We start from the raw sequence: 18,586 nt of genomic DNA, 5'->3' as shown, positions 1-18,586 counted from the left end.
TTATTTTAGATCAACTTTTAGGATATTGGCCGGGTCGCTATGACCTTCGTTAGAAATGAAAAAATCTCCATTCTTGCGAAATGCCAATCCCTCAGGTTGATAAAATTGTTCTCTTTTTAATAAATATAACTTTTTGGAGTCTCCATCTGGCGATAATACTAAAAGTTTAGGGTTTCGACCATCGGTAATATAAACTTCGCCCGTCTTTGGATTTATATTAACTTCAGAAGGCATCATTACCGTAAGCTTATTTTTTGTTTTTACGTTCTCGAAAATAGGATCTTCAAGGTCGATGGCGTAAGCCGGAGTTTGCAAAAGCTTCTTCGTTTTTAAATCAAAAGCATAAATTCCTTTAGTATTATTACTTAAAGGATCGCGGTCTTTAACGGCCAACAATAAACGATCGTTTTTAAGATCTGCACACAAACCTTCGGCATTATGTTTAGCTTTTATAAAGGTTTCATGTTTAGTGACATTAGGATTTTCGGCTAAATAATTATCGACCTCAAAAATCACTCCGTCACTTCGCAGCACAAAAGCATCATTTTCTACGATTGCCAGGCCTTCATAATCACCAGATTTTCCAAAATCGATCTCTCTTTCGATCTTTTTGGTGCTAAGATTATATATAAATATGATTCCTTCTTCATCCTGAATAGCTGCCATTCTATCGTTATCTACAAAATCCATCCCAGAGATTTCTTCCAGGCGATTGGGCATATCCCATTTTTGCTGAATGCTATATTCGGGCTCAAAATCCTTGCGTTCTAAGCTAAACGGAAAATCCATCGTAAAATAGATAATAGCTACTAATCCTAAAATTCCTATGGCAATGGCTGCTACAATTCTATTCATCATAAGATCTAATATTCTATAAAGGACTAATTATTTATAATTTCCTCGATAAATAAGATTATAAGGAAATTTACTTATCTAGATGGCGAAAAGTAAATAATTAATTTCTCGACCAACTAAAAGAATCGCGTAAACGGCAAATATACTAAGCCATAAAGACATTATTATCTTTTAAAATTTTAAACTTTTGATAAAAGAATGCCACTGTCACAATAAGCTTTAGCTCAATCCAAAAAAAATATTCTTACAAAATGGACAAAAGCTCCTTTAGGCATTCATTTTCTCCAAAACCTCGTTAACCAGTTGCTTTAAATCTGTAGCGATCTTGTGTTGTTTTATTCCTGTTTTATTTTCTAAGTATTTAATGATTTCTACGGAAGTAAAATTGTAAGTTTCACGTAATCCTGAAATGATCTTTTCTAAATATAATGGATGCGGTGCATTGATCTCTTCCTCCAGAAATTTTGAATTCGTAAAACTAAAAATAGGCATTTCCTGGTGCCAACCTAAAAATAAAATTCGGTCATACCACACATCGGCATCTATATCTAAATAGCCACTCCGAACCACATTTTCGGGATCTATTGATAATTCGCCATCAAGATCAACTTCTTGTTTTACAAGATCGATAAATTGATCTTTCGAAATACTATAAATTTTTCCAAAGGTTTGTGCTGTTTTATCTTTTTGAGGTTTTAAAAATGCAGCCGAACCACCACTCCACGTATGTGAGCTTTTAGCAAAATATAATTCGTGATCGATCACGTTAGATCTATTCGCCTTAGGTAGGGCTTTATCATTACAACCAATATAAGTACGTTTTGCACCTTTGGGTGTGCCGCCGGCGATATAACATAAAAATCGATCTTCCATTAAGTTAGATCCATAACATGCATACCAAACGCGTTCAAAATTTCTCATAGATTTTCTTTCAATTTTTAAGAACATAAAGAAAAATCCTGAAAATGGTTTTAGCCTTAACGATACTTTATCATTATATCTCTTCAATATACTTCAATAGTAAACTACCTACGGCCCAGCCTATAAGACATTCGTTAGAAAAAAACAATTTTGGGGCAATCTTAGAGTTAATATAGGCTTTGATGGCGCCAATAAATTATAAAAAATTCCGTTCCTAAAGATCTGGTATGATGTACTAAAAAAACTTGTTTAAAATTACCTTAAATTGAAATGTTAATTTTCTAAGTCTTTGTTTATTTGTACGTAATTATTTGAATTCTATGCTGTCAAAACTTAAAAACTCTCCCAAATTAAAATGGGCATTACGTATTATCTTAGGCTTAATTGCTCTGTTCGTTTTATTTTTTGCCAGTGTTTATTTTGGGATGTGGGGCCATATTCCTTCCCGAGAAGAACTTAGTGAACTGCAGCAAAACAAAGCCACCCAAATACTTTCTAATGACGGAAAATTGATCGGGAAATTCTACATTTTCGATCGGCAGCCAATAACCTTCAAAGATCTTCCCAAGCCTTTAATAGAAGCTTTAATCGCTACTGAAGATGCCAGATTTTACGAACATAACGGGATTGATAATCGCAGTTTAGGACGTGTTTTTTTCAAATCTATTCTTTTACAGGACGAAAGTGCCGGTGGTGGTAGTACCATTACTCTTCAGCTGGCTAAAAATATCTACGGAAGAAAAGATTATGGCGCTTTAGGGATCGTGGTCAATAAGTTTCAGGAAGCCATTATGGCCAAGCGAATTGAAAAAATCTACAGCAAAAACGATATTATCACCTTGTATTTTAATACTGTTCCTTTTAGTGATAATACCTACGGAATAGAAAGTGCTTCCATGAAATTCTTCGGTAAGCATGTAAACGATCTTAATGTTGAAGAAGCCGCTGTGCTAGTTGGAATGCTCAAGGCTTCGCATCGATATAATCCAAGAATTTTCCCAGAACGAAGTAGATTGCGTCGTGATGTGGTGCTTACCCAGATGGAAAAATATGGTTATTTATCTGAAGAGCAGAAAAATAAATACATGAAAAAAGACCTGGTGCTTAATTATAAAAATTATAGCAACAAGAAAGGTCTTGCCCCCTATTTTAGAGAACAAATAAGAAAAGATCTAAGCAAGGTTTTAGATACGATTAAAAACAAAGACGGCGAAAAATATAATATTTATAGAGACGGACTCATTGTTCACACCACATTAGATTACAAATTGCAAAGTGTTGCTGAAGCTGCGATGAAAGAACACATGGCCAGTTTACAAAAGGAACATGAAGATTCTTACGGAAGCCGAGCACCTTGGTTAACTAACGATGCGATCTTAAAAGATGCAATTCAGCGATCTAAAGCTTATCAGAATTTAAAAGAAGATGGATTTTCTGAAGAAAAGATCATGAAAGAACTTCAGAAGAAAAAACAAATGGAACTTTTCGAATACAATGGAACGGTAACTCGACAAGCCAGTACGATAGATAGCATAAAACATTATCTAAAATTCTTAAATTCTGGTTTACTTTCTGTAGATCCTAAAAGCGGTGCGGTAAAAGCCTGGGTTGGCGGTGTAGATTTTAGGTATTTCCAATATGATCATGTTTCGCAAAGTAAGCGCCAGGTTGGTTCTACATTTAAGCCAATTGTATACACTGCAGCGATCGATAAGGGTATTGAACCCTGTACTTATTATTCGGGACGTGCGGTTACGTATAAAGACGGCTGGAAACCAACAAACGCATCGACTGAAGAGGAAAACGAAGACCTTAATTACAGCATGAAATATGCGCTTAGCCATTCTATGAATACGATTGCTGTAAAAGTTTTATTGGATGCTGGAATTCCAGAGGTAATTAAAAAAGCGCATCAAATGGGAATAGATTCAGATCTTCCTGAAGTTCCTTCTATTGCTTTAGGTACTGCGGAAATAAACATGAAAGAACTTACCGAAGCCTATACTAGTTTTGTGAATTCAGGTCGCCCTTCAAAACCTTATTACATTACTAAAATTGAAGATGGCTCAGGAAATTTGTTGGCCGAATTTAAAACTTCAGAACCGCAAGAAAAAGCATTTTCCGAAGAAACAAGACAAATCATGGTAAATATGATGCAAGCCACCGTAAATGAAGGAACGGCTACACGACTGCGTTATACTTACGGGTTAAACAACGACATTGCTGGTAAAACCGGAACAACTCAGAACAACAAAGATGGCTGGTTTGTTGGCGTTACTCCGAATTTAGTTACGGTTACCTGGGTTGGAAGTGACGATCATCGTATTGGTTTTAGAAATACAAGAATTGGCCAGGGCGCAAACTCGGCTTTGCCCATTTTTGGAAAGATGATGCAAAAAATGAATGCCGATTCTTATTTTAATGAGATTACTAATGCACGTTTTAAAAGACCATCTAGCGAGGTTGCCGAACTTTTAGATTGTGAGCCTACAAAAGAAGATAGTTTCCTTAAAAAGCTTTTTGGTAGCAAAAAAGACGAACCTGAGGAAATCGATATGGATGAACCTGTGAAAGAGGAAAAAGAGAAAGAGAAAAAAGGTTTTTTTAAAAGATTATTCGGCGGAAAAAAGAAAGATAACTAAAATGCTATCTAACTTCTTTTTTAGTAATTGAAGCATTTTTATTATAGTTGTTTAAAATTCAATATTTTAGCGAATAATTCATTCTCAAAATCGCTAAAATCATCGACGAATTCATCCAACAATACCTAAAACAGCTCTCCTACTCTACTCCGCAGGAAAAGGAATTCATCAAACAGCATTTAAGTGTCAAATGCTATAAAAAAGGAGACTATTATTTAGAATCTGGGCAGGTACAAACCGAAATGGGATTTATTTGCAGCGGACTCATTCGGCGTTTCTATATCAACGAGAAAGGCAACCAAATCACGACTGGTTTTACCAAAGAAAACGAATATATTACCGATTATCCTGCGTTTATCAGGCAGCGCGCTTCAAAATATTACCTGCAATGTTTAGAACCGACGACGATTGTAAACTTACCTTATAAAACTATTCAAGACTGCTACAATAAATTCAGAAATAGCGAAATGCAAGGACGTTTAATTGCAGAAAATGTCCTCACAATTCTAAACGATCGTGTAGAAAGCTTTTTGTTTAATACTGCGGAAGAACGGTATCTAAAATTCATTTCAGAAAATCCTAATCTTATCCAGCGAGTAAGCTTAACACATTTGGCGTCTTTCTTGGGAATTGAACGACAATCTTTAAGCAGAATTAGAAGTAAATTGGCTAAAAACTAATTTTGTCACAAATGTGACAGGTACCAAAGATGAGTAAATCAGATCTTTACACTATCATTAAATCCTAAAAAATGACATTTACCAGATCTTTTCGTTCAGTTTTCATTTGGCCTTTAATCCTTATTTCGAAGTTAGTTTTCGGGCAGGAACAACAACAAGAAGCAAATATTCATCAAATTATTCAGCAGCATTCCGAAGAAATTTTTGATAGTTTGGTTGAAATCCGCAGAGATTTTCATCGCTATCCTGAAGCTGCCGGAGAAGAAGTAAAAACTTCAGCAAAAATCATCGAATATCTACAAAATCTTGGCTTAGAAGTTCATCAAAAAATTGGTGGTCACGGCGTTGTAGGAATTTTAAAAACCAACAAAAAAGGAAAGAAAATCGCTTGGCGCGCCGATATTGATGCTCTAAAAACCGATTTACCTGATATAGTTTCATTTGAATCTAATAATAAAGGCGTAAGGCATATTTGCGGTCACGATATTCACGCAAGTGTTGCATTGGGGATTGCGAATGTTCTCAGCAATATAAAAGAGCAACTGAGTGGAACGATCTATTTTATTTTTCAGCCTGCGGAAGAAAACTGGCAGGGCGCAAAAGCGATGGTCGACGATGCTTTATTTGAAATTATCGATCCAGAAGAGATCTACGCGCTTCATCTTTCCCCAATGCCGGAAGGAATTATCGCTACCAGAGCTAAAAATCTTTTTGCAGATTATAAAGTCGTTCAACTGAAATTCGATAAAAAAAAGGGGGTTTCTGAATTGACCAATTACGTAAAAAACCTCCTTAATAATCTTCAAAATGTACCAAATGATAGTCCGTTTTGGGATATGCAAACGTTAATGGATCCAGAACTGGGATTGGTAAACCGTAACACCATTTTTCAAAATTATGTAACATTAAATTCTGAAGTATTTATAAAAGAAAATGAAGAAAGTCTAATTATCAAAGTTGCCTTAAGTGCCAGCGATCCGGATAAATTAAATTCGGTTTTAAAACAACTAAAATCGGAAATTGGTAAGTCAGAATTTTCAGAAAAGTTTATCGATATTCAGTTTACAGAAGAAATTGCTTTGGTTTTAAACGACAAAGAGCTTGCTGAAGATGCTATTCAACAAATTAGTGAAGTTTATGGCAAACAAAGTTCCATCAATTTACACGGAATTATTCCTGACGGACGTAGTGACGATTTTGCATATTTCCAGCAGAAAATTCCAGGAGTTTATTTTTTAATGGGCGGTTCTAATTATCAAAAAGGGATCATTTCGATGCCGCATTCGCCAAATTTCAATGTTGATGAAAACTGCATTAAAACCGGAGTTCAATATTTCTCCTCTTTAATTGCTGAAAAGCTGAAGTAAATTTCAGTTTAAATTCAATTGAAAATTTCAACTAAATTAATCAATTTTAACTGTAAAATTCAAAATTATATGTCTGTGAGTTAGTAGAGTTTTTCCCGAAGAACCCCGATTTATTCCTTAATAATATATGAAGTATTAGTTTTTATAAGATTTCTTAAAATACTAAAAATCAAAATTTAACAGTATTCAGTAAGATTTTTATTTATTTTTAGCTCCTGATTTTCATTGATCTTATGCTGAATGTTTATGAAGAATCCAATTACACTGCTACCACTTATTCATCGTGGGGAACAACAAATCGCTATAAAGTTTGAAAATACTAACGAGACTCGGGATTTCGTAAAATCATTTAAAGATGTAAAATGGTCACAAACCAAAGGCACTTTTTATGTGAATTTTACGCCGCTTAAGATTATCTATCTTCGTGATTTTTATAGAGATGGTGGTTACGACGTGATCACAGATTCGTATACCAATCTGGATGCTCCAGAAAATGCGTACGTAGCGCTTTCTCAAGCTCCTGGTAAACCGAGCAAGAAAGATCTTTACAAGGCTTTACCTCTTTCTCATCAACGGGTGTTAAGAGATTATATTGGCTTTTTAAAGGGCAAGCGTTTAAGTAAAAGTACCATTAAGACTTATGGTTATTTTGCACTGCGGTTTCTAGATTTGCATAAGAATAAAAATATCGCAGATTTTAATAATCGCGATTTGGATTGGTTTATGACCAGGGTTATGGCTAAAGAGCATTATAGCATTAGTAGCCATCGACAGTGTGTTAGTGCCTTAAAATATCTTACAGAAATTTGTGAAGTGGCCGAATTTGATACTACCGAATACAATCGCCCAAAAAGAAGTCGGTTTTTACCTGTGGTTTTATCTGATCATGAAATTCTAAAACTGATCCAGGTAACTAGAAACCTAAAGCATCGTGCAATTATCGCGATGTTATATTCAGGCGGATTACGAATTGGGGAACTGCTTAAACTAAAAACTAGCGATATTGATTTTTCCAGAAATGTGATTCATATTAGGCAGGGAAAAAATCGAAAAGATCGTGTAGTGCACTTAAGCGAAACCATAAAACCTTTACTGAATAATTATTTGCTTACCTATACTCCAAAAACCTATTTAATCGAAGGACGTGACCGGGCAGCTTACACACCGAGTGCTGTGAGAAATTTTCTAAAGAAAAGTTGCCGTATCGCCGGTATTTTTAAAAAGGTTACTCCGCATACCCTTAGACATAGTTATGCCACGCATATGCTCGAAAATGGAGTTGACATTCGGTATATCCAAGAACTACTCGGCCATTCTAAACCTGAAACCACGATGATTTACACCCATGTGGCGCAAAAAGATCTGAAAAAGATCAAGAATCCATTAGATATCGCTGTTGAGCGGATAACAAATAACTCGAATGGAGACGAAAAAGTGTTGATAACCGGAAATTAACTCCAATAAAAGTGTATTTTTATGGAGATATAACGAGTTGGTAGCAATTGAAACAAAAATCCATAAAATTTGATAAATCCGTTTTTTCATAACATTAGAGCACAAATCTTATCCGAATTGAATCAAGCGGAAAAAGAAATTGTAGTTGCTATTTATTGGTTTACAAATCACGAACTTTTTGACAAGCTCTGTGAAAAAAAAGAAAATGGAATAAAGGTTTCATTAATTGTACATAATGACTTTATAAATAATAGAGAAAATGGTTTAAATTTTCAAAAATTTATTGATTTAGGTGGAGAACTTTATTTTTCCGACTCTGACAATCCAATGCATAACAAGTTCTGTGTGATTGACAATACAGTTTTAATTAATGGTTCTTATAATTGGACATATTTTGCTGAAAGCAAAAACAACGAAAATATTCTTTTAATAAAACAAGAAAACGAGACAATTAGTGCATTTAGAAAAGAATTTGATTCTTTAAAAAGTGGACTTGAATTAGTTAATGAAGTAAAGAAATTGACCAAATTCGAGATTGACGAGTTTAACGGGTTAAATTCTAGAGAATATCTTGCAAATGATATTATTTATGAAGCAAAAGCTACAAACAGACCTGAAATCGTCCAAGAAGCATTTAAAATATCACCTGAAAATATAAAAGTTCAAAAAGAAGCTATAAAACTTGAACTATACGCTAAACGAAAATTGAAATGTTCAATTGGAGCTGGACTGAAAGATAATCAATATTTGGTTGGAGTAGAAAAAGGCACTTTATTGCCTGTTAAAATAACACGAGAAGTTTTTACTAGTGCTGATAATCAAGTTTCTTGCAAAAGTATAATTTATTACGGAGACAAAGAGTTAGCGAACGAAAACAAAAGAATGCCAAATAAAGGAGCGAATGGACAAATTGGAGGAGTTATTATTAGAGGTTTACCAAAATTACCTGCTAGAAAAGCACGAATGAAATTGATTTTTACAATTGATTTGTATGCAAAACTTGTAGTTAAATTTTATTCATTAGACAATGGACGAGAAGACTTTTATCGTGTTGACATAAAGAATTTAGTTTCGGAATTAGAAAACGAATAAACCAATAAAGAACAACAACTGCTACCAACACCGTATAACAACAATTGCGGCTTTGTGTCCTGCGGACACAACCGCGCAAGCATAAATGTCGGTAATTTTAGCTATCTTAGTTTCAAATCAATCCGCAACTGATTGTTATACAAGACCGTTGGCATTAATTAAAAACAAAAAATAAATGGGAAAAAAATTAACTGTGTTTATGATTGACGGAACAGCTTATGGCCCAAGATTAAGCGAAATTGGAAATTGGGTTGGAAAAGCAATTTATAGTCCAAGAGCTTCCGTAAACAAAATTATGAACAGAAGTGAATTTGACAATCCAGGAATTTATTGTTTAAAAGGAGATCCAACTGATGATGCATACGATGAAAAAATATATATTGGGGAAGCTGAGAATATAAAAGCTAGGTTAAAACAACACTTAAGCGATCCAAATAAGGATTTTAAAGAACTTATATTTTTTGTCAGTAAAGATGAACTTTTAACGAAAACTCAAATTAGATATTTAGAATCTCGATTAGTTCAATTAGCAATAGAAGCGAAAACAGCTCAAATTGATAATGGAAATTCCCCGAGTTTACCAACTCTTCACGAAGCTGATATTTCTGATATGGAGTATTTTTTAGAACAAATAAAATTAATTTTACCAGTAATGGGTTTTAAATTCTTAATCTCATCAACTGCGAAACAAGAAAAAATTGAGAATAGAGAAACGGAAAATTTTGTTCACGAAACATATTTTATAAGAACGAATTCCTTCAAAGCTTCAATGAAAGAAACCGATCAAGGTTATATTATTTTAAAAGGTAGTGAAGCAAAGAAAAAATTATCAAATTCTTGCACCGAAACTTATAGAAATCTAAGAAGAAAATTATTGGAAACTAACATTTTAGTAGAATTCAATGATAAATTAATTTTTGCCGAAGACGCTGTATTCAATAGTCCAAGCGCAGCTTCAAATATGGTTTTAGGTCGCAATTCAAATGGATTTACAGAATGGATAAGTGAAAAAGGAAAATCATTTAGAGAAGTACAAGAAATAATAAATAACTAATGCCAACAACGTATAACAACAATTGCGGCTTTGTGTCCTGCGGACACAACCGCGCAAGCATAAAAGTCGGTAATTTTAGCTATCTTAGTTTCTAAACAATCCGCAACTGATTGTTATACAAGACCGTTGGGCAAAATTTGATTTCAAGCTCCCGGATTCAATAACTCAACGCAACAAATCATATCCTTAGATTTGTTCAAATGAAGACCAAAAAATACAAACGATTATCCTTCAAAGAAAGAGTTATTATCCAGACACTGATCGATGAAGATAAAACGAAAGCCTTTATCGCCAAAAAGCTCAACAGAGCCAGATCTACCATATCCAGAGAAATCAATAAGCTTGTCGTTAATAAAGATGATAAATACGATGCGACATTAGCCAATTGGTTAGCGAAAGACGACTATCTCAACAAAAGAAACCTTGATAAAATCAATACCCATATAAAACTTAAGTTCTTTGTTTATAAAGGATTATTACAAGGTTGGTCCCCAGATCAGATTGCTGGCAGACTCAAAGATAAATACCCAAACGATCCGGTGATGTCCATTTCTTATGAAGCTATCTATATGCATATTTATAGACATAGACAGGCCAGTTTAAACAAAAAGCTAATCAAACTACTACCCTATCAAAAATCACAACGCAGAAGAGCTCATGCAAAGACCAAAAGAGGTTCGAAAATAAAAGATGTCATTAACATCAAAGACCGACCTAAACACATTGAAAATAGACTAGAGATAGGACATTGGGAAGGTGATCTAGTTATCGGTAAAGGACAAAAAAGTGCCATAGGAACTATCGTTGAAAGAAAATCAAGATTCGTATGTATCATAAAGCTAAAAGACAGAAAATCAGCAACAGTAACAAAGCAGTTTGCTAAAGTATTACAGGGCTTTAATCAACATTTAATTAAAACAATGACCTACGATAACGGGAATGAAATGGCTAAGCATAAAGACTTTACCAAAAAAACAGGGATCAAAGTTTATTTTGCAGATCCATATGCTTCATGGCAAAGAGGTACCAACGAAAATACCAATGGACTTATCAGAAGATACTTCCCTAAACGAACTGATTTTAATAAAGTTACAGCTAAACAACTTAAGCATGTTCAGGATAAACTCAACAACAGACCTCGAAAAATCATTAACTATAAAACTCCCAATGAGATTTTTAAACAAAATGCCGCATAAATTTTAAGATTTATACTAAATTGTACGAAACCAAAAATAGCAACAGTTGTTGCGTTAGAACCTTGAATGCGCCGCTATGTTTTAAACAATTTTTGAATATTTTGTAATAAGTTATTATTATGATTTACACTAGAATGAAATTGTACCATAGAATTTTTAAATACCAAATAAGATTTGATTAAGCTTAAACAATTCCAATCTCTTGTTATTCATGATTATGCAGAAGAAAGCTTTCATCTTCCTTCACACAGTCATACTTATTATGAGCTTATTTATATATTCAGCGGACGTGGAGAACATTTCGTAAACAGTATTAAAAATAAGTATTTTCCAGGTGATGTATTTGTTCTATCTCCTAACGATGAGCACTATTTCGATATTATGGAATATACACATTTCATCTTTATTAAATTCACTGAAAACTATTTCCAAGATGGCACTCAGTATAAAAATTCTGGTCTAATAAAAATTTCTCCAGTAGAATTTATGAAGATGAAATTTTTAAAGGAAACGAAAATAGAATTGAGTGATACTCAAAAGATTTTGATGAAAAATATCATGGAGAATATTGCAAACTATAATTTGAAATCTCCTTCGAATATCATGTCCTCATCAATAATATACACACATATTCTTGCTGTTTTTGGCATTATTCAAGAGACAATGAAAAACGAAACCAATGCCATTCAAAATCAAGAATTAGATAAAGATTCCCTCATTTCCTTCCTTCATGAAAATATTTACTTTCCAAAAAAAATAAGAGCAGATCACTTAAGTGGTGAATTCAACATATCTACAAACTATTTTAGTATTTGGTTTAAAAGAAATTTTGGTATGAACTTAAGCCAATATGTGAATAGATATAGGATAGAGTTAATTAAAAAACGTCTTATTGCTAACCGAAAGAGTATTAAAGAAATTTCTTTAGAATTCAATTTTGCAGATGCCAGTCATTTCAGTAAGTTCTTTAAGAATTATACCAGAATGTCTCCATCCCAATATGGAATTACTACATTAGACCGGACACTAAGTTGAGAGAATATTTTTGCTAGTTATTACCTTAGCAATTATGAGAAGAAAATCTAAACATTACACCTTAGAATTTAAACAAAAAGCAGTCGAGTTAAGTTATGCTAAAGGCAATGTAAAACAAGTATGTGAAGACTTGGATATATTTCCATCTGTACTTTACCGTTGGCGTAGAGAGTTAAAAGATTACGGTAACAACAGTTTCCCTGGCCGTGGTAATCCTAAAATGACCGATGAAGAAAAAGAGATAGCCCGATTAAAAAAGGCATTAAAAGAAGCCGAGTTAGAACGAGACATCTTAAAAAAGGCCATCAGCATCTTCTCCGCGAGCGACAAGAAAAATACAGGTTTATAAAACAACACCTTATGAGATTTCCTGTCGAGACGATGTGTAAAATATTGAAAGTAAGCAAAAGTGGCTATTACCATTGGTTACAATCGGGACCAAGTAAATTATGGTTAGAAAATCAAAAGGTAACTGGGCTTATTAAATCTATATTTAAAGATAGCTTTCAAAGCTATGGTTCACCTAGAATAAAAACAGAACTAGAGACATTAGGCTATAAAATATCAAAGCCTAGAGTTGCACGTATTATGAGTGCTAATTATTTGTTTGCAAAACGAAAACGTAAGTTTAAAGCAACCACATATAGTCAACATAATTACCCCATAGCTCCTAATTTATTAAACCAAAACTTTGAAGTAAGCCGACAGGATCAAGTTTGGGTAAGCGATATAACCTATATCAAAACCAAACAGGGCTGGTTATACCTTACTGTCATTATTGATTTGTTTAACCGCAAAGTTGTTGGATGGGCTCTAAGCGATAATCTAAGTACAGAAGACACTATTATTAAGGCTTGGCATATGGCTATAAAGAAAACTACTTTAACCCAGTCTTTAATTTTTCATTCCGACCGAGGTATACAATATGCCAGCCATAAGTTTACCTCATTAATTAAAAGTTACAATGGCTTAGTAAACCAATCTATGAGCAGAAAAGGTAATTGCTGGGATAATGCCATTGCTGAATCGTTCTTTAAATCATTAAAGGTAGAATGGGTTTATAGGCACAATTATAAGTTGAGATCTGAAGCGGAGTTATCCATCTTTGGATGGATAGAAACTTGGTATAATAATAGAAGAAGACATTCCTTTTTAGGAAATAGAACTATAAGAGAATTTGAATTAGACATGTATAACCTTAAACTAGCAGCGTAGTCATTCAACTATTTGTCCAGTTTTTTGTTGCAAGTCCAAATATAAAAAAAATCACCCTCAGAATGATAAAGGGTGATTAATAAGTGAAATTTAACTTAGTTAATAGAGTTTAGGATTTGAACTTTACTATTAATATTCATGTTACTGAGTTTTTCCCCAAAAGTTTTTGCGTAAGATTGAGATTTATGAGTCTCTAAATCTTTCCTAGATTTAAACGTTTCATAAATGATGAATTTACTATCTACTTGTGAAAGTGAGATAGAAAGACAACCTTTTTCCATTAATACATGCGACTTTAGTTGCTTCAATGCTTCTAAAATCTTATCTTCAGAATTTTCCTCACTATATTCTAAAGTCGTAATTGCCGTGATCTTGCTTTCTCTCTCTGATATATCTATTGATCTATTTTCAATTGTCTCAAAATCACCTCCTATAATTACATCTTGGAATTACTACATTAGACCGGACACTAAGTTGAGAGAATATTTTTGCTAGTTATTACCTTAGCAATTATGAGAAGAAAATCTAAACATTACACCTTAGAATTTAAACAAAAAGCAGTCGAGTTAAGTTATGCTAAAGGCAATGTAAAACAAGTATGTGAAGACTTGGATATATTTCCATCTGTACTTTACCGTTGGCGTAGAGAGTTAAAAGATTACGGTAACAACAGTTTCCCTGGCCGTGGTAATCCTAAAATGACCGATGAAGAAAAAGAGATAGCCCGATTAAAAAAGGCATTAAAAGAAGCCGAGTTAGAACGAGACATCTTAAAAAAGGCCATCAGCATCTTCTCCGCGAGCGACAAGAAAAATACAGGTTTATAAAACAACACCTTATGAGATTTCCTGTCGAGACGATGTGTAAAATATTGAAAGTAAGCAAAAGTGGCTATTACCATTGGTTACAATCGGGACCAAGTAAATTATGGTTAGAAAATCAAAAGGTAACTGGGCTTATTAAATCTATATTTAAAGATAGCTTTCAAAGCTATGGTTCACCTAGAATAAAAACAGAACTAGAGACATTAGGCTATAAAATATCAAAGCCTAGAGTTGCACGTATTATGAGTGCTAATTATTTGTTTGCAAAACGAAAACGTAAGTTTAAAGCAACCACATATAGTCAACATAATTACCCCATAGCTCCTAATTTATTAAACCAAAACTTTGAAGTAAGCCGACAGGATCAAGTTTGGGTAAGCGATATAACCTATATCAAAACCAAACAGGGCTGGTTATACCTTACTGTCATTATTGATTTGTTTAACCGCAAAGTTGTTGGATGGGCTCTAAGCGATAATCTAAGTACAGAAGACACTATTATTAAGGCTTGGCATATGGCTATAAAGAAAACTACTTTAACCCAGTCTTTAATTTTTCATTCCGACCGAGGTATACAATATGCCAGCCATAAGTTTACCTCATTAATTAAAAGTTACAATGGCTTAGTAAACCAATCTATGAGCAGAAAAGGTAATTGCTGGGATAATGCCATTGCTGAATCGTTCTTTAAATCATTAAAGGTAGAATGGGTTTATAGGCACAATTATAAGTTGAGATCTGAAGCGGAGTTATCCATCTTTGGATGGATAGAAACTTGGTATAATAATAGAAGAAGACATTCCTTTTTAGGAAATAGAACTATAAGAGAATTTGAATTAGACATGTATAACCTTAAACTAGCAGCGTAGTCATTCAACTATTTGTCCAGTTTTTTTGTTGCAAGTCCATCTTGATATCCAATTGTTATTAAGGTATTTTCGTGATCTAGAAATGTTTTTTCGTCTGGAAATACTCTGTCTTTATAAAAGTCTGATGTGAGAACAGTTTTTAAACCATCAAGACTATCAAACCAAATTTCGGCTGTTCCGTCATACGAATTAGTTTCAACAGCCTCTGTTTTCTCCTTTATAGGATGTGTTTGAATATAGCGTATTACATGACTTTGAGCTTCGGGTATTTGTTGAAAAAGTGGACCATGCTTTTTTATATGATGTTTAACAAATTCGTCGTGACTTATTTCCGGTTTCCTTTTTAATAACATGGTCATTTTCACCATCTGTTGAGCGCCAGTCTTCGTGAAATTCCGTTGGGGTTTTGGAGTCCATCTAGTGATAGATTTATCTTTCAAACCTCCTGGATATGTAATCAACTCAATTAAAGTTCCCCAAGGTGCTTTTCCATAGACTCCGGCATTACCTGGCTGATTTTCAATGTTTGATAAACTATGAGGTTTAGACAGCAATTCTCCTCCAGCGGCTGTAAATAGCCTAACAGTTTCTTCCATATCGTCAACATAAATTGCTAAATGTTGTAGACCATAATCATTTAATGAAGCGGCATCGTCCTGAGCAGCATTTTCAATCCTAAATAATTCAATAGTTATAGATTCGCCAATTTGAAGAAGTCTCATATGTATAACTTTACTTCCCTTTGGTAATCCCAATTGATTTTCAACTTCCGAACCCATCATTGGTTCTTGATTTTTCGGTTGAACATCATATAATGTTTCAGCTTGAAAGGCCTTTTGAAAAAATTTAGTTGCAGCTTCAATATCTGGAACCGTTATACCTATATGATCAATACCTCTAATAAAATTTTTGTTTATTTTCATATCTATGTTTTTGCTTTTTTGAGCACTTATGGGTTGTAAACAAAGGGAAAGAAATCCCATAATAATGCAAATTGTTTTGTACTTCATATTTATTTCCTTTGAAATACAAATGTACACAGGCGCTGAATCAAAAAACTGGTATAAATTTTACAAAAAGTTGCATATTTCCTTGATTAGTAATTTTTATGAAATTTCGAACATATCAAACTTTGCCCAACATCGGTTCATCGCAAATAACGGGTATTGTAGAAAAAAATGTAATTTTAAAAACCAAGGAAACAAAAATGGTTAAGCCGACAAGTCCGCGTCCCTACTCCCGCAACTTGCGATAACCGTAACCGTTGGCAACAAGCTGAAAAAACCGTGACTGAAAATCAAAATCCATATAAAATTTTAAAATATCCACCTGCGTATATGGATGGATATTTAGCTATTAATGGTTGTTTATCCGAATATTGCATTCCAATAGAATTCACAAAAAACAACGGAGAAAAATGGGTTTACGGATTTCACGGAGAAATCGAAAAAGAGATTGAAATTATCAATTTAAAAGATAACCGATATTTTTTAATATCTACAATCAATGAATTAAATACTAATTACATTGTTGATATTGAAACAATAAACCCAATCAACGAAATAGATTATGTTTCGGAAAAATTAAAATATAATAATGACCTAATTTTAATTTTAAGCTCCAATTCGATAGCAGTTATTAAACATCCTAATGAAATAAAATACATTCAAACTTTAAATTGGGACGGATTAAGAAACAATCGAATTGAAAATGGTATCCTAAAAGGTCAACTTTATGATTGGAATAATAGTGAAAGCGTAGAACAATATGACAAAACAGATTATGAACTCGACTTAAATACAATGGTTTTTAAAAGAGGAAAAGAATTAGAACAAAAACCAGTTCCGATAAAAAAACTGAATGACGAAAATCTGAAAGTCGAAAAAAATAAATGGTGGAAAATATGGTAAACGGAATAAAAAGCCAGTTGCCAATCGAGTAGACGGCTCCGCCAGAAATTGACGGAGTGCGCCTCTCACACCACCCAGCGTACGGTTCTCGTACTGGGCGGTTCACAATCCATCTTTCCAATCGCTCTTTAAACCAATTGAAACTATTCTGTACTTTTTCAAAAGGCTACAGATTTTCTTGGGAATCGGTCACCCAGTTAGCGAAAATCAATGCTCCCAATGTAATTTCCAAAAGGATTGCGTTCAGTCCTTCCTCACTTGTGAGACCTATGCAGTTTTGCTACACCTCGTTTCCTGTGAGTACTATTACCTCGGCTGACTTCTCCACCAAACCATCCCGTGGCTATGGAGACCTCCCCAGGTAAGAACATCTTCTTTCCCCTGATTCCTGCCGGATCTACTACTTCGGTATTCATTTCCAAAGAAATGTTTAGGACATCACAATGATGTGCTTGCTCATCCAACCTTGTAGCCTCATATCCGGTTCCTGTTCGTCAGTACCAGGGTTTGTAGTCCTGCTTCCTTCACTTCCTGTCTCGCGACAGACAAGCTTGCAGCTTACTAATGGTTCAAGGCGTCACCCCTGCCCATAAGGGACTTGCACCCTCTAGATTAATATCATATCTTCGATATGATAAAGATGCCCATGCTGGGCACACACAACGCGTATGGTCAATTGCGGCTAATTACTTAATCGATATTCGATGTTTTTAGCTATATTTATTTTAAGCGGACACAATCTGGCTAACCAACCCGCAACTGTCCATACTCGAAACCGTTAGCACACATTTGAGAAAAATCGTGAAAATTGAAAGACCACATATTAAACTTCACAGAATAGATAACCAAACTGTTCTTGATGTTGATACGTGGGAATTAAAAGACATTATCGAAGATTATTTGCGTGAAGAGTGTGAAATAGACTACGAATTTTTTCAAGAAATAAATCCTGAATTAGCTAAAACCAATTACGAAAGTTATCGACTTTTCTTCTCTAAAGAGTACTCTGAAAACAAAATAGTTGACTTTTTGAAAAAATACTCTGACAAAGAATTGATTGAAATTGTGCAATTTCAAAGAGCTCAAGCAAATGGCAGATTTTACTGCGATTGTTGTGGTTACAATACGCTGAATGAAAAACCAAATGGAACTTATCAGATTTGTACAATTTGCTTTTGGGAAGATGACCCAATTCAAAAAAATGACCCGAACTATAAAGGTGGCGCAAATCGAGTTTCATTAAACCAAGCAAAAAAGAACTTTGCGGAATTTGGAGCTTGTGAAAGAGATTTGATAAAAAACGTGCAGAAGGTTCATAGAAGTGATATTCGAAATCCAAAATACGAAGCTGAATAAAAAACGTGTGCTAACAATGTATAACAACAATTGCGGCTTTGTGTCCTGCGGACACAACCGCACAAGCATAAAAGTCGGTAATTTTAGCTATCTTAGTTTTTAAACAATCCGCAAC

At 34.0% G+C, this 18,586-nt stretch carries 16 protein-coding genes; 12 read left to right on the top strand and 4 right to left on the bottom strand.

Annotation, left to right across the window (positions count from 1 at the left end):
* Entirely contained in the window at positions 1–858 is an 858-nt protein-coding gene (locus INR75_RS14255; RefSeq protein ID WP_223089294.1) for an SdiA-regulated domain-containing protein, read from the bottom strand.
* Positions 859–1,122: 264 nt separating this feature from the next.
* Positions 1,123–1,776 (bottom strand): hypothetical protein, encoded by a 654-nt coding sequence (locus INR75_RS14250; protein ID WP_223089293.1) that lies wholly within the window; start codon positions 1,774–1,776, stop codon positions 1,123–1,125.
* Positions 1,777–2,096: 320 nt separating this feature from the next.
* On the opposite strand from INR75_RS14250, the gene INR75_RS14245 reads away from it, so the two are divergent.
* The 9 genes from INR75_RS14245 (at position 2,097) to INR75_RS14205 (ending at position 13,512) form a co-directional block, all read left to right on the top strand.
* Positions 2,097–4,418 (top strand): penicillin-binding protein 1A, encoded by a 2,322-nt coding sequence (locus INR75_RS14245; RefSeq protein WP_223089292.1) that lies wholly within the window; start codon positions 2,097–2,099, stop codon positions 4,416–4,418.
* An 80-nt stretch (positions 4,419–4,498) separates the two neighbouring features.
* A complete protein-coding gene (locus INR75_RS14240) occupies positions 4,499–5,098 on the top strand; it encodes a Crp/Fnr family transcriptional regulator (protein WP_370629910.1) in 600 nt (199 codons plus the stop codon).
* A 71-nt stretch (positions 5,099–5,169) separates the two neighbouring features.
* Positions 5,170–6,465, top strand: a complete 1,296-nt coding sequence (locus tag INR75_RS14235; RefSeq protein ID WP_223089291.1) for a M20 family metallopeptidase — start codon at positions 5,170–5,172, stop codon at positions 6,463–6,465.
* 246 nt (positions 6,466–6,711) lie between these two features.
* Positions 6,712–7,920, top strand: a complete 1,209-nt coding sequence (gene xerA, locus INR75_RS14230) for a site-specific tyrosine recombinase/integron integrase (protein ID WP_223089290.1) — start codon at positions 6,712–6,714, stop codon at positions 7,918–7,920.
* A gap of 117 nt (positions 7,921–8,037) precedes the next feature.
* Positions 8,038–9,012, top strand: a complete 975-nt coding sequence (locus INR75_RS14225; RefSeq protein WP_169711529.1) for a phospholipase D-like domain-containing protein — start codon at positions 8,038–8,040, stop codon at positions 9,010–9,012.
* Between the two features lie 175 nt (positions 9,013–9,187).
* Positions 9,188–10,066, top strand: a complete 879-nt coding sequence (locus INR75_RS14220; protein WP_223089289.1) for a GIY-YIG nuclease family protein — start codon at positions 9,188–9,190, stop codon at positions 10,064–10,066.
* 200 nt (positions 10,067–10,266) lie between these two features.
* Positions 10,267–11,262: an IS30 family transposase gene (locus tag INR75_RS14215; RefSeq protein ID WP_223089155.1), complete on the top strand. Its 996-nt coding sequence runs from the start codon at positions 10,267–10,269 to the stop codon at positions 11,260–11,262.
* A 174-nt stretch (positions 11,263–11,436) separates the two neighbouring features.
* Positions 11,437–12,297, top strand: a complete 861-nt coding sequence (locus INR75_RS14210; RefSeq protein ID WP_223089288.1) for an AraC family transcriptional regulator — start codon at positions 11,437–11,439, stop codon at positions 12,295–12,297.
* Between the two features lie 10 nt (positions 12,298–12,307).
* Positions 12,308–13,512 (top strand): IS3 family transposase gene (locus INR75_RS14205; RefSeq protein WP_086026153.1). Its coding sequence is split into 2 segments (ribosomal slippage): positions 12,308–12,587 and positions 12,587–13,512, totalling 1,206 coding nucleotides; the frame shifts between segments, so codons are not numbered across the junction.
* Between the two features lie 95 nt (positions 13,513–13,607).
* On the opposite strand, the gene INR75_RS20645 is transcribed toward INR75_RS14205, so the two are convergent.
* Positions 13,608–13,874 carry a putative quinol monooxygenase gene (locus INR75_RS20645; protein WP_370629909.1) on the bottom strand — a complete coding sequence of 89 codons (267 nt, stop codon included), beginning with the start codon at positions 13,872–13,874 and terminating at the stop codon, positions 13,608–13,610.
* A 126-nt stretch (positions 13,875–14,000) separates the two neighbouring features.
* On the opposite strand from INR75_RS20645, the gene INR75_RS14195 reads away from it, so the two are divergent.
* Positions 14,001–15,205, top strand: a protein-coding gene (locus INR75_RS14195) for an IS3 family transposase (RefSeq protein WP_086026153.1) whose coding sequence is annotated in 2 segments (ribosomal slippage) — positions 14,001–14,280 and positions 14,280–15,205 — 1,206 coding nt in all. Because the reading frame shifts where the segments join, the coding sequence is not laid out codon by codon here.
* Between the two features lie 8 nt (positions 15,206–15,213).
* On the opposite strand, the gene INR75_RS14190 is transcribed toward INR75_RS14195, so the two are convergent.
* Positions 15,214–16,215, bottom strand: a complete 1,002-nt coding sequence (locus INR75_RS14190; RefSeq protein WP_223089287.1) for an EthD family reductase — start codon at positions 16,213–16,215, stop codon at positions 15,214–15,216.
* Positions 16,216–16,542: 327 nt separating this feature from the next.
* Here INR75_RS14190 and INR75_RS14185 point away from each other — a divergent pair, with 327 nt between their 5' ends.
* Both INR75_RS14185 and INR75_RS20510 read left to right on the top strand, forming a co-directional pair.
* The gene (locus INR75_RS14185) at positions 16,543–17,115 is read left to right on the top strand and encodes a hypothetical protein (RefSeq protein ID WP_223089286.1); all 573 of its coding nucleotides are present in this window, start codon (positions 16,543–16,545) and stop codon (positions 17,113–17,115) included.
* Positions 17,116–17,904: 789 nt separating this feature from the next.
* Positions 17,905–18,471: a CPCC family cysteine-rich protein gene (locus INR75_RS20510; protein ID WP_255584556.1), complete on the top strand. Its 567-nt coding sequence runs from the start codon at positions 17,905–17,907 to the stop codon at positions 18,469–18,471.
* Positions 18,472–18,586: the final 115 nt, after the last annotated feature.

The sequence above is a fragment of the Zunongwangia sp. SCSIO 43204 genome, assembly GCF_019904275.1.
In the GTDB taxonomy this organism is placed as follows: Bacteria; Bacteroidota; Bacteroidia; order Flavobacteriales; family Flavobacteriaceae; genus Zunongwangia; species Zunongwangia mangrovi.
The sequence above is the reverse complement of the archived record's forward strand: the minus strand, read 5'-3'. Positions and strand labels throughout refer to the sequence as shown.